Source organism: Acinetobacter sp. DSM 11652 (assembly GCF_900109815.1).
Classification (GTDB): Bacteria; Pseudomonadota; Gammaproteobacteria; order Pseudomonadales; family Moraxellaceae; genus Acinetobacter.
Genome location: NZ_FOBK01000011.1, coordinates 34,603 through 48,123, shown reverse-complemented (window position 1 = coordinate 48,123; position 13,521 = coordinate 34,603). Strand labels below are relative to the sequence as shown.

The 13,521-nt window shown below is 37.6% G+C and carries 11 protein-coding genes; 7 read left to right on the top strand and 4 right to left on the bottom strand.

What is annotated here, in order from left to right; all coding sequences use genetic code 11:
• Positions 1-20: 20 nt before the first annotated feature.
• Positions 21-974, bottom strand: coding sequence for a DUF2971 domain-containing protein (locus tag BMW42_RS11210; protein ID WP_092767914.1), 954 nt, complete (start codon positions 972-974; stop codon positions 21-23).
• A gap of 266 nt (positions 975-1,240) precedes the next feature.
• Between BMW42_RS11210 and BMW42_RS11205 the strand changes: the two genes are divergently transcribed.
• The 4 genes from BMW42_RS11205 to BMW42_RS11190 all read left to right on the top strand — a co-directional run bounded on the left by BMW42_RS11205 (position 1,241) and on the right by BMW42_RS11190 (position 4,002).
• Entirely contained in the window at positions 1,241-2,191 is a 951-nt protein-coding gene (locus BMW42_RS11205; protein ID WP_092767912.1) for a pirin family protein, read from the top strand.
• 22 nt (positions 2,192-2,213) lie between these two features.
• Positions 2,214-2,612, top strand: coding sequence for an OsmC family protein (locus BMW42_RS11200; protein WP_035268969.1), 399 nt, complete (start codon positions 2,214-2,216; stop codon positions 2,610-2,612).
• 135 nt (positions 2,613-2,747) lie between these two features.
• Complete coding sequence (locus tag BMW42_RS11195) at positions 2,748-3,389, top strand: glutathione S-transferase family protein (RefSeq protein WP_092767910.1); 642 nt, start codon at positions 2,748-2,750, stop codon at positions 3,387-3,389.
• Between the two features lies 1 nt (position 3,390).
• Positions 3,391-4,002, top strand: coding sequence for an alpha/beta fold hydrolase (locus BMW42_RS11190; RefSeq protein ID WP_218947423.1), 612 nt, complete (start codon positions 3,391-3,393; stop codon positions 4,000-4,002).
• Positions 4,003-4,048: 46 nt separating this feature from the next.
• On the opposite strand, the gene BMW42_RS11185 is transcribed toward BMW42_RS11190, so the two are convergent.
• From BMW42_RS11185 to BMW42_RS11175, 3 genes are all read right to left on the bottom strand, one after another.
• The gene (locus BMW42_RS11185; protein ID WP_035268975.1) at positions 4,049-4,657 is read right to left on the bottom strand and encodes an SPOR domain-containing protein; all 609 of its coding nucleotides are present in this window, start codon (positions 4,655-4,657) and stop codon (positions 4,049-4,051) included.
• A 133-nt stretch (positions 4,658-4,790) separates the two neighbouring features.
• The gene (gene argS, locus BMW42_RS11180) at positions 4,791-6,581 is read right to left on the bottom strand and encodes an arginine--tRNA ligase (protein WP_092767908.1); all 1,791 of its coding nucleotides are present in this window, start codon (positions 6,579-6,581) and stop codon (positions 4,791-4,793) included.
• Between the two features lie 267 nt (positions 6,582-6,848).
• Positions 6,849-7,451, bottom strand: a complete 603-nt coding sequence (locus BMW42_RS11175; RefSeq protein ID WP_092767906.1) for a hypothetical protein — start codon at positions 7,449-7,451, stop codon at positions 6,849-6,851.
• Between the two features lie 297 nt (positions 7,452-7,748).
• On the opposite strand from BMW42_RS11175, the gene BMW42_RS11170 reads away from it, so the two are divergent.
• The 3 genes from BMW42_RS11170 (at position 7,749) to BMW42_RS11160 (ending at position 13,518) form a co-directional block, all read left to right on the top strand.
• Positions 7,749-9,449 carry an NAD-dependent malic enzyme gene (locus tag BMW42_RS11170; protein ID WP_092767904.1) on the top strand — a complete coding sequence of 567 codons (1,701 nt, stop codon included), beginning with the start codon at positions 7,749-7,751 and terminating at the stop codon, positions 9,447-9,449.
• 157 nt (positions 9,450-9,606) lie between these two features.
• Entirely contained in the window at positions 9,607-12,996 is a 3,390-nt protein-coding gene (locus BMW42_RS11165; protein WP_092767902.1) for a type VI secretion system Vgr family protein, read from the top strand.
• Between the two features lie 9 nt (positions 12,997-13,005).
• Positions 13,006-13,518 carry a hypothetical protein gene (locus tag BMW42_RS11160; RefSeq protein WP_171260719.1) on the top strand — a complete coding sequence of 171 codons (513 nt, stop codon included), beginning with the start codon at positions 13,006-13,008 and terminating at the stop codon, positions 13,516-13,518.
• Positions 13,519-13,521: the final 3 nt, after the last annotated feature.

The following is a 13,521-nucleotide window of genomic DNA, read 5'->3' as shown; positions in this document are numbered from 1 at the left end:
GGACGCAATTGCGTCCTTTTTTATAAATCGCATAATTCTAACTGGTCAAAATTTTCTAATTCACCATATTTAACTTGATTAAATTTTAAGTGTGATAATTCAGGATTTTTTTTGACAACTTGGATTATGGTATCGATTTCTTTTTCAGTAATATCCCATCCGAAGGTTAATGATTTAAAACATGGAAAGGGAATTTTTTTAAGATAAATATTATTGGGCTTAATTACATCATGATCTAATAACTTAAAAATTATCCTATATTCATTTTCAATTGCCCATCGCTCATTTTTTGTCAAAAGTAAGCGTTCAAAAAAATCTTGCTGATCAATATTGAGAAAATAATAATTTGATATTTCATCAAAATTTTTAAGTTTATCTGGAATGGTAATACCATTGATTCGTATGACTCCTTCATAATATGAAATAGAAGCTCTTCTAGAATTTTTATATACAATTTTTTGAGGATTGTACTTCTTAAAAAAGGGATGATTGGAATCAAATGAAACAGCCAAACCTTTACCATGTTGACCGTAGCGTATCCACATTTCTTGGTTTATTAGTGAGTTAGTCAGAGAAAAAATGCCTATATAGCTATTTAGTTTTCCCAATAAATTTGTATTTATGTGCTTAATAAAATTTATAGCTTGGGAGCGATCATATTCCTCCATCGTATTAAAACTATCAAACTCGTCAAAACTCCTCAAGCTTGGAGATTCATCAATGCTGTATCTTTGACCTGAAGGTAATAAGTAGTGTTTTATTAGAAATTCATCTGTTACATTTGGTCCATCATAAAATATTGAACCCTGATATTTTTTATAAGCAACCTTGAGATCAGCGTCAGAAAAGATGTTGAAAAATGGTGTAAAAACACCTTCACCTGACGGATCATTTAAGTATTGAGGTTGCGTAATTCTGAAAAGTCCATTTTCTAAAAACTCTATTCTATCCGTTGGTAGATATTTAACAAACATGAAGTTACGCCTGTAAAGTTACTTCTAAATTTTATAAATTATTTAAAAATATTAAAGTTTTTATATTTATAACATATCGATAGCTCATTTTTATTCCAAATTAATAGAACCTGCTAATAATAAAGCATTCTATTTTTAATACATACAAAACTCTAATTGTCCTACCTATAGTATTCAGCGTATTAAGTCTAAGGTGGTTCAATTTGCATGACCTTGTTAATATCTATAACAAAGATAGCCATTTGCCAAACTTTTAGGATAACAACATGACCAATAATACTTATACCGAATTGTCTCATTCAGAAGACTGTGAAAAGCACGCCAACCAATTTATTCAGGAATTTCCACTGCGCCGTGCAGAAATCGGTCAAGGAACAGTGATCAAACGCGCTTTACCAAGTCGCCATAAGCGTATGATTGGCGCATGGTGCTTCTTAGATCATGCAGGTCCTGTAACATTTGAAGCTGGACAAGGTCTAGATGTTGGTCCACATCCACACATTGGTCTACAAACCTTTACTTGGATGATTGAAGGGACTATGTTGCATAGCGACAGCTTAGGGACAACAGATCAGCTCATTCAGCCCAAGCAAGTTAACCTCATGACAGCAGGTCGAGGTATTTCACATACTGAAGTCGCGCCAGCGAATGAAACAAAAATGCATGCTGCCCAACTTTGGATTGCATTGCCTGATGACAAACTTACCATCGATCCAGCTTTTAATCACTATCCTGAATTACCCGTGGTTAATCAGTCAGGTATCGAATTTACGGTATTGGTCGGTGAGTATCTAAATACAGTATCACCAGTCAAAGTACATACTGAGCTTTTAGGTGTTGATTTATTTGCGCAAGCAGCCACAAAAGCACGTTTACCTTTAAATCCAAAGTTTGAATATGGATTTATGGCGCTTGAAGGTACAGCAACTATTAATGGTCATCATTTAGATGAAGACAATATGGTGATTTTAGAGCCAGGGCTAGAATATGTGGAAGTAGAAATCCATGACAATAGTCGTGTACTGCTTTTGGGCGGTGAGCCATTTGAGTCACCAATTTTATTATGGTGGAATTTCGTTGGACGTACGCAAGAAGAAATCAAAATTGCACGTGATCAATGGATAGCAGAAGATCCACGTTTTGGGTCAATTCCATCATACCAAGGCGAGCGTTTGAAAGCTCCGATATTGCCTGATAGCATGCGTCCATCTAAATAATAAGACAAAGAAGGAAAATAAAATGGCAACGATCGCAAATGCAAAGGTCACCACACTACCTGAAAAATGGGGTGGTGAAATTCAATCTGGTCAGCACACATTTCTCACCGATAAACCTGAATCATTCCAAGGTTTAGATCGTGGGCCTGCACCGTATGATTTTATTTGTTCAGGATTAATTTCCTGCACAATGATTACATTACGGATGTATGCTGAGCATAAAGGACTGGATTTAGGCGAATTTAGTGTCGAGGCAGATTTTAAAGCCAATAAGGAAGGGCAGGAATGGATTGAGCGTCGTTTAAGTTTTAAAACTAACTTGGATGAAGCGCTACAAGAAAAAGTTTTAAATGTGTGCCAAAAAACACCAGTTACTAAAACAATGCTCAGAAGTGTCGAAATTAAAACAACAATTATTTAAATATAGACAACTTAATAGGCATCAACATTCTGTATTTTTGTAATTTACAGCTAAAAAGAAGACATTTTGTGTAAAGCAGGATGTCTTTTTTTATTCAAAATGGCTATATAGAGAGAAATAAAATTAGGTGGTCTTATGCTGACATTACATCATTTAGAAAAATCACGTTCTTCAAGAATTATTTGGGCGCTAGAAGAGTTGGGTGCTGAATACCAAATTCAACATTATAAAAGATTGCCAACTTACGCCGCTCCACCAGAATTGAAGAAGGTTCATCCTTTGGGGAAATCACCAGTGATTACTGATGATAATTTAGTGATCGCAGAATCGGCGGTGATTTTAGACTATCTGGCAGATCGCTATGATACTCAGCATCAATTTAAACCCCAGTCACAGCCGGACTTAACACAATATCAGTATTGGATGCATTACGCTGAAGGCTCATTAATGCCACTTTTAGTGATGACCTTAGTTCTCTCGTTTGTACCTCCTAAAGTACCTTTTGTGATTCGACCAATTGCCAATAAAATTATTGATGGGGTGACTGATGGATTTATACAACCGCGTCTCGCTGAACATATTGAATTTTTAGAACAGCATTTGGCGCAACATGAATTTTTTATATCTCAGTTTTCATTTGCAGATATCCAAATGAGTTTTCCCTTAATCGCGATGGATGAGCGCTTAAATGGAAAATATCCGAACATTCATGCGTATGTAAAACGCATAAAACAAAGACCTGCTTATCAGCGAGCGGTCATCAAGGGTGGTGATTAAGATGGCAGATCAGGCAGTGAAATTAATCTTCCTGCCCGGAGCATCTGGCAGTACTGCATTTTGGAAACCTGTTCAATCACATTTTGAATCTGAGTACGACACGCACATCATTGCTTATCCCAGTTTTGGTGAATATCCTGATCATCCACATGTAAATTCAATGTCAGATTTACAAGATTATGTATTTGATCATCTTCAGCGCCCAAGTATTCTGATCGCTCAATCTATGGGTGGGGTCATTGCTGTTCAAGCGGCGTTGAGGTATCCAAAATTGATTCAAGGTTTGGTGTTGGTCGCTACGTCAGGTGGCGTTGATTTAACACCATTTCATGTTAAAGATTGGCGTGCAGAATATCAAAATGAATATGAAGTGCCGCACTGGTTTATTGATGATGAAACCAAATTAGATGAACGGCTTGCTGAAATTGAATGTCCTGTACTATTAATCTGGGGCGGAGATGATGACATTAGTCCTGTCGCAGTAGGTGAGTATTTAAATCACGCTTTTAAGTATTCAGAGCTGAATGTGATCCCGAACGGACAACATGATTTAGCTAAAGTTTATGCGTCAGAGTGTATTTCTTTTATCCAACGCTACTTAGCAAAATTTTAGGTTTGCTCTAGACTAAAAAAGGATGCTAATCGCATCCTTTTTTTGATTATCGTTTTACAACGATTGAATCAATACCGCTGTGTTGTAGGGTTTGCTGAGCGATGACAGCAGCTTCTTGAGAGTCATAAGGTCCAGAGACAACCCGATACCAGGTTTGACCGCCTTCCGTGGTTTTAATGACATCTGCAGATAAGCCGTTGAGAATAATTTCAGCACGACGTGCATCAGCACTATCTGGATCTGGATAACTTCTGACTTGTAAAAGGTAGCTACTCGCTACGGGTTGAGGTTCTGCATTTTCAATCAGTTCACCCTCTGTCGTTGTAGCATCAGCAACCACAGGTGCTTCCACGATGACAGGTGCGGTGTTCACTTGCTGATTTTCAGGTACAGCTTGATCGGGGATTGGAGTCACTTGTTGTTGAGGCAATAAATCGTAGAAGCGATAATCTTTATTCGTATCTTCTTGATAATGTTCAGATTGAATATCATTGCTTTTTGGTTGGACTGGCGCCCACGGTTTCCATAGCATTAAGGCTACGGCAAAACTCAGTACAATTAAAATCAGAACAAGCATACCTAACCATTTTGGTATTAATGGTTGTTTAGGTTTGTTAGGTCTTTCTGATACACCACGCTGCGTTTTTCCAAACACTTGGAAACCTCTCTTATTTTAAGATCATGCAATGGAAAATTGGATTACCATCACATGGAGTTTTTATCTCATTTTTTTCAATAATAAAAGTCATCGAAGGTGAATCTTTTAAAAAAGATTCACCTTCGATGACTTACATGCTTTCAGGTGCAGAAACGCCTAAAAGCTCTAAACCATTTTTCAAGACTTGACGAACATTTACCGATAACAACAAACGTGCTTGGGTCAGATCAGCATCATCACCGAGTACTTTATTTTCGTTGTACCAACCATGGAACAATGCTGCAAGTTCTTTTAAGTAGTTACCTACTTGATGCGGTTCATGGCTGTTTGCAGCACGTGCAATAATTTCAGGGTATGCTGCAAGTTTTGCTAAGATTTCAGTTTCAGCTTCTAATTCAAGCTTTGCGGCAAAACCACGCGCAGTGGTCGCATCGAAGTTGATGTTCAAGCTGCTTGCTTTTTCTAGCATACGACAAATACGTGCATGAGCATATTGAATGTAATACACCGCATTGTCTTTACTTTGAGAAACCGCGAGATCTAGATCAAAGTCGATGTGCTGTTCAGACTTACGCATGACATAGTAGAAGCGAGCAGCGTCGTTGCCGACTTCTTTACGTAGATCACGCAATGTGACAAATTGACCTGAACGAGATGACATTTGAACCATCTCACCACCGCGCCATAGGCTGACGAATTGTACTAATAACACAGTCAGTTTTTTTGAGTCATATCCCATCGCATCAATCGCCGCTTTTACACGTGCGATATAACCGTGGTGGTCTGAACCCCAAATATCAATAATGTCAGTATAACCACGCTGAAGTTTATTCAGATGGTAAGCAATGTCAGAAGCGAAGTAAGTGGTTTGGCCATTACGACGTTTTACAACACGGTCTTTTTCATCACCAAATTCTGTTGATTTGAACCAAATGTTGCCATCTTTCTCATAGAGGAAGCCGCGTTGATCAAGTGTTTGTAATGCTTCTTCAATTTTTTCAGTCAATGATGCTTCACTGAACCATTGGTTGAAAGTCACACCAAATTCACCAAGATCATCTTTGATATCATCAAGAATTGCTTTTAACGCAGCTTGATGAAAAACGCGATAACCGTCACCTATTAACGTCTGCGAGTTAAAAATTAGACCATCAATGTGTTTTTCTTTATCGCCAGAAATTACAACCTTGTTACCTTCGGCATCAAGTTCTTCAGCATACTGCACATCTTCTGGCACATCTTTATAAACATCAGCTACAGGGCGAACATATACATCGCCGTCTTGATCAATAATGCTTTGTGCGATTTCTTTGACATAGTCGCCTTGGTAAGCATTTTTAGGGAATACTAATGTTTGACCAGTTAACTCAAGGTAACGTAGATAAGTAGACGTCGCTAAAATATCCATTTGACGACCAGCGTCATTCACATAGTATTCACGATCCACTGTAGCACCAGTTGCTTCAAGTAAATTCGCAACCGTCATGCCATATGCTGCGCCACGACCGTGACCCACATGTAAGCTTGATGTCGGGTTCGCAGAGACAAACTCAACTTGGATTTTTTTCGTAGCATTTACTTGTGTACGACCAAAATCATTAGCTTGTGCCTGAATAGCATCAAGAACAGCAAAACGTTGGTCTGCATTCAAGAAAAAGTTGATAAAACCAGGACCAGCGATTTCCGCTTTACTGATATCCGCAACTTCTGGCAGTGCAGCAAGAATTTTTTCTGCTAAATCACGAGGCTTCATACCTGCAGCTTTAGACGCGATCATTGCGATATTCGAAGCGAAGTCACCATGGCTTCGGTCTTTGGTTCGCGTTAAGTTTCCGCTGTTGTTAAAGTCAGATGGGAGGACCCCTTCAGCTTGAAGAGATTGCACTGCATGATCGAGAGCTGCTTGTATTGCCGTATTCATAATTTATCGAAAAATTAATGTCGCAGAAAAACGACAAATATAGCAAATTTAGCGCTCATTAGCGAAGCAGATTTGCGTTGAATAAAACTTATCCGACATAAAAATAATAAAATCAGTTTTTTTAATCACTATGCGCTATTTGCAGAATTAACGATGATGAATTTAATCTTTTACATCTAATGCATATCGATGATTGAATTGAGCCTGATTTCTTTATCTCATTTAATGTGAATTTAAATAGAAATCAGGCAATTTTATGACTCGAAACTAAGCCATACACGTGACAGGCTTATTTAATAATTCTGCTTTACCATTTTGGAAAGTGTATAACTTAGATGCATGGAAGATTTTAATGGTTTTCGCCTTTTGAGCAGCAGATTGAAATGTCCCTAATTTTTTTTGATTCGCCAAACTAAAAGGATTTCCGTAATTCTTATTGTCGAGTAGTACTTGGATCGTTCCAACTTCAGGCTGAAGACTATTTAAAATTTCCGAACCTTCCACATTTTGTATGCTGAGACTTGGTTTTTGGACACTATTCTTACAATTTAAACGCAGGAACAGCATGTGACCATCAACAGCTTTGTTTTGTAAGTCATAAATTCCTTGAAGGTCATTTTCGATATATACCCACTGACCAATCGGCATATTTTGTTTAAATTTCTCAATTTGCTCGAGTGTGGTTTTACTAATATCGACAATGCCTTTTTTATCAATTTCAGGGGTTTTATCAGCGCGTGCTAAGCCCACCATTGAAAGTGCTTTATCACCGACCTTTGAGGTCGTGTCAGTGATGGTTTGGCAACCCGTTACATTTAGCAGTGAAATAATAGTTAATGGCAAAATGGCAATTTTAGCTGTAATTTTCATGTGGATCTAATAATGAAGTAAAAATACGATTGAATCCGATATTAGCTGAATCGTTCAGATTAGTTTGCAAAAAAAAGTTAATAAACATGAATAATACATTTGAAATGTGACAGTTTTATCTATTTTTCAATCAATAGAATGATGGGTTGAAGTTATAAAATTTAAAAATACTGCCAATATTATTATCAATTTTATAAATATACATTTGTCTTCATTTCGGCTTAAGCTATTTCTTAAATAAATGGTAAAAATGAAATGAAAAGGGTCTGAATTTAGGCCTGATCCATGAGATTAGAGATGACAACTGAACACACTGAAGTAAAACACCCTCTTTATACCCCTTATGCTGGCTTTACTTTGCTTGAACTACCTCTTCTTAATAAAGGCTCTGCGTTCACTGAGGAGGAGCGAGCAAGTTTTAATCTAAACGGTTTGCTGCCTCATGTGATTGAAACGATTGAAGAGCAACACCAACGTTCATATCAACAATTTACGTCATTTCATGACGACATTAATAAGCATATTTATCTGAGAAATATACAAGACACCAATGAGACTTTGTTTTATCACCTCATAGAAAATCATTTATCAGAAATGATGCCGATTATTTATACCCCAACGGTAGGTGAGGCTTGTCAACGATTTTCTGATATTTACCGCCGTCATCGTGGTGTATTTATTTCATATCCTGATCGTGACAACATTGACGATATTTTACAAAATGTGAATAAGAACAACGTCAAAGTCATTGTAATCACAGATGGTGAACGCATTCTTGGGTTAGGTGACCAAGGGATTGGTGGGATGGGAATTCCAATCGGAAAATTATCTCTTTATACCGCATGTGGTGGTATTAGCCCAGCGTATACATTACCCATTACATTGGATGTAGGAACCAATAATGCACAGTTGCTAAATGATCCAATTTATTTAGGTTGGAATCAGCCTCGTATTAGTGGCGATGAATACTATGACTTTGTGGATGACGTACTTCGTGCGATTAAACGTCGTTGGCCAAAAGCTTTGATTCAATTTGAAGATTTTGCTCAAAAAAATGCAATGCCATTGCTGGAAAAATATCGTAATCAATATTGTTGTTTTAATGATGATATTCAAGGCACTGCTGCTGTTGCAGTCGGTAGCTTAATCGCAGCAAGTCGAGCTGCAGGAAAACAATTACGTGACCAGAAAGTGGCATTCTTGGGTGCTGGTTCAGCGGGCTGTGGTATCGCTGAGCAAATCATTGCGCAAATGGTGGCTGAAGGTTTGAGTGATGCTGAGGCAAGATCACGAATTTATATGGTCGATCGTTTTGGGTTATTGACCGATAATCAACCAAACCTTTTAGATTTTCAGCGTAAACTGGTTCAAAGTTCAGAAAATGTATCCGCGTGGGCTGATGCGGAAGGCATCATTTCATTGCTAGATGTTGTAAAAAATGCACACCCGACTGTATTGATCGGTGTTTCTGGACAACCGGGTCTATTCACTGAAGAAATTATTCGAACTATGGCATCCAATTGCGAGCATCCTATTGTATTGCCATTGTCGAATCCAACGTCGCGTGTAGAAGCCGTACCAGCAGATATTATTCAGTGGACGGACGGTCGTGCTTTGATTGCGACAGGTAGTCCATTTATGCCAGTTAATTATCAAGATAAGCTACACAATATTTCTCAGTGTAATAACTCTTATATTTTCCCAGGGATTGGCTTAGGCGTGATTGCTGTGCAGGCAACGCGTGTCACAGACAATATGCTGATGGCATCAAGTATGGCGTTAGCAGATTGCTCTCCAAAATTGCAAAACCCTGACGACGACTTACTTCCTGATCTCAATGATTTGCAGAAAGTCTCCCGAATCATCGCGTTTAAGGTTGCCAAAGCGGCAATTGAGGATGGTGTTGCCTTGCCATTAAGTGATGAGCTGATCGAAAAAAGTATTGAAGATAATTTCTGGAAGCCTGAATATCGCCGTTATAAGCGAATTCCATTTTAAAAAAACTTGAATTTTCAATATAAATTCATTGGAAATAAATAGGAATCAATGCGTTGGTTCCTATTTTTTTGTTTAGAATAATTACAATATTTAAAAGCAAGATTGAGCGGAATACGCTACAATTTTCAAAAATCATAATAATAGCTTTAATCATTCTATGCTCAATAATATCAATTCAATTATAGAAGGCTTGGGTCTTAGCCCGCAAAAGCGCGCCTTACATATTAAATTTTCTAATCCAATATTAGATAGCCAGGTTTTCATTCAACGAATTCAGGGTCAACACTTTATTAATCAAGGCTTAAAAGCTGAAGTATTATGCTTATCGACGAATGCGCATTTACAACTTAAGCAATTCATTGGTTGTTTAGTGGCTGTCGATCAAGTTACGGATCTTGGAAAATTAGCTCGGACTACTGGGATCGTGACAGGGGTGAGCCAAGGTCAAAGTGATGGAGCGTTGACCTTATATAAGTTGACTGTTGAAGATGCAACTTCACTTTGGCACAAACGCCGTAACAGTCGCGTATTTATGAACAAATCCGTGGTTGATATCACTGAGATTATTTTTAAAGAGTGGCAGACGAAAAGCGTGTTATTTAGTACCGCTTTGAGTCTGTCAACGGCGGGTTTAAAAGCATCATATGATATACGTCCATTTGTGATGCAAGCCAACGAATCAGACTATGATTTTCTAACACGCTTATGGCGGAGTGAAGGCATTAATTGGTTGATTGATGAGACAGATCAAACTGTGCCATTCTCAGCGAAAGAAATTCAATCACAAAAATTAAGGCTAATAGATGAAAATAGTCAGTACGAGCCTTTAGATCGACGCACGCTCAGATTCCATCGCAGTCATGCAACAGAACGTTTTGATACGATTACCAGCTTTATTGCTCAACGCTCAATACAATCTACAGCAATTCAGGTACAACGTTGGCAGGGCGATATACTTGCGCAAGATCAAGATGATTATCAACTCAGTGCTCATCAACATAGTGACCAGTTGGATAATGAAACCTTAAGTCTAGAACAAGCATGGACTGTGAGTCCTGCTTGGATTGCTGATTTAAAAGGTGAAGATCAAGCCACTCTATCAAACAATTCACAACTGCAAAAACTGAATACACAACTCAATCAATACCAAGATTTGCAGGCTAAATACTTTACTGCAGTGAGTAGCGTTCGAGATGCCAATGTTGGGTATTGGTTTGAATTTATGGGGCATCCAGAAATAGATCAACATCAAGGGGTAGATCGCCAATTTATTATTTTAGGAAAACATTTTTTTAATCAAAATAATTTACCTAAAGATTTAAATAATCAAATTGAAACATTAATTGATTTGAGTCGTTGGAAAAAGACAAAAACAGATGAGCGTTTATCTACAGAACTGAGTTTAGTGCGCCGAGCTATACCTATTGTTCCAGAATATGATCCATTGAAACATCGTCCAGTTGCTTATCCTCAACGGGCAAAAGTGGTTGGTCCTGAAGGTGAAACGATCTATGTGGATCAATGGGGACGTATTAAGGTTCGCTTCGTATTTACACGTAATGATGATCATCAACATGATGGTGGTGCAGGGTCGAATGATAATGATACAGACTCTGCATGGGTTGATGTTTTAACTTCTTGGGCTGGGGAGGGGTACGGATCAAGATTCCATCCACGTATAGGTGAAATTGTAGTCATTGATTTCTTTGATGGAAATGTTGATCGACCTTTCGTTGTTGGGCGTTTACATGAAGCAGAACGTCATCAAACCATGTTTGATGTTAAGGGGCAGTTACCGGACACCAAAAAACTGAGTGGGATTCGTTCGTCTGAAGTTGGTGGTTCTGGATTTAACCAACTCCGATTTGATGATACGACAGGACAAATTAGTACTCAGTTGCAAAGTAGTCATGCGGCAACTCAATTGAATCTGGGTAATTTGAGTCATCCTAAGGATAAGGAAAAAAGTGATGGACGTGGAGAAGGATTTGAGCTGAGAACTGATGCGTATGGCGCTGTTCGTGCAGGGAAAGGAATGCTCATTACGACTTATGCACAAGAAAAAGCAATTGCTGATCATCTTGAAGCTACACAGGCTCAATCTCTGTTGAGTCAGAGTGAGCAGAGTATGAAAGTGCTCAGTGAAATTGCAGTAAAACAACAATCGGATGCATTAAATGTAATTAGTAGATTACCTAAATTTATTCAATCATTAGAAATCAAAAGTAGTGCTCAAGCTTTGCAATCAACAGTGAATTTATTTAAAGAGGGAATAGCGAAGGATCCATTAAATGCACTGAAAGATTGTGGTGGTTTTATTAAGGATATTGGTACTTTAGGTGGTAATACTGCTGGAATTGTGGATGAGTTTAATAGTTACTTTGAGCATGCTCAAGAAGCGGTTGATAATCTCAAGGAATTTATTGATAACGTACAAGAATATGGTTCTGAAGCGATAAAGAGGAAATTTGAAAGTATTAAAAATGGGATTAAAGATAACCCATTTCAAGCACTTCAAGATGTGAGTAAAGCAATTTCAAGCGTTGACTTGAATATGGAAGATCAGCTTGTGTTATGCACTGGTTTTGGTGGTGCAAACAAAAAAGATGATATTAATCCAATAAAAGCCTTAAGCACACTGACAGGTTTTATGGAGGGATATACTCAAGGATTAGAAAATAGTTCTGATCAAAAAAAACAAGAGCAAGGGCGTTTATTTAGACAGGCACTCATGCTTTTGGCTTCACCCAATGGGATTGCATTAACAACGCCTGAGGACATTATTCTTCAAGCATCACAAGATATTGCGGAGAGTGCACAGGGTTCAATTAATTTAAGTGCGCAAAAAAATATTGTAGGGCACGCTCAAGACAAGATCAGTTTGTTTGCTGCACAGAAAGGATTTCGAGCGTTCGCAGCTAAAGGTAAAGTTGAATTACAAGCGCAAGATGATGCGATTGAAGCAATTGCACGTAAGGTGATTAAGCTTATTTCAACCGAAGATAAAATTGAAATTACCAGCCCTAAAGAAATTGTACTGACCGCAGGTGGCTCGCAACTCAAGATTAATGCTAGTGGAGTATTTAGCACGACGGGTGGAAAATTTGAGAGTAAGGCAGGGCAACATTTGTTTACGGGTGGGGCAACTGTAAATGCGCAATTACCTAAGATGCCTGAGAGTGGGATATTTAGTAGAAGATTTGATTTTAGTGAACTAATTTCAAAAGAACTTTTAAAGAATGGCTATAAATATAAAGTCGTTAATCATGATAAAAAGACAGAATATATAGGTTTTCTTGATGAAAATGCTCGCACAGAGAGAATCTTTAGTGAGAACCCTGATAATGTTGAAATAGTACTATTGGGTAAATCTGAGGATGAATCAGATAAGTTGCTTCTAATTGAGGAAGAATTTACTCAAGATAAAAGTGATAGTTCAGATGAAGCATGTTGTGGAGGGCATGATGAAGATGATCATGACTATCATGATGAAGAATTTAACGATGAAAGTGATTTAGAAGCTGATTTCAACAGTTTTGGACTTTAAGGTGGATTTATGAAAAAACTAAAAAAAATAATGACTATGTTCGTGTGCTTAAGTAGCCCAACACTATATGCTGAAAGTTCGAAAGAGTGTATGAATTATTGGAATCAACCAATAAAAAAGATCACGGTATTAGAAGAAGTTGAATGTGATCATATCTGGGATTTTGGTAAAAGTAAAAAAAGTTTGAATCGCTTCAAAGTGGTAAATAATTTAAATCTTAAAACAACTAATACACAATGGATGTCAACAGGGCAGTGTCAAAAAGTATCATACAATAAAAAACAGTTTAATATTTACAATTCAGAGTACAAAGAATATGGGCACAATATTTGGCTAATTTACGATGACAAAAATGCTTTTGCATATTTTAGAAAAGTGAATAGTAAAGATCAATCAGTGGAGGTGAGTTGTGCTCAAGAGGGGGCGGACACAAATTTGAAATTTATACTCAATACTTATTTAAAAAATAATACATCTGTAAGTATGCAAAAATATAAAGCAAATGATTGGTATAAAGAGTAATAA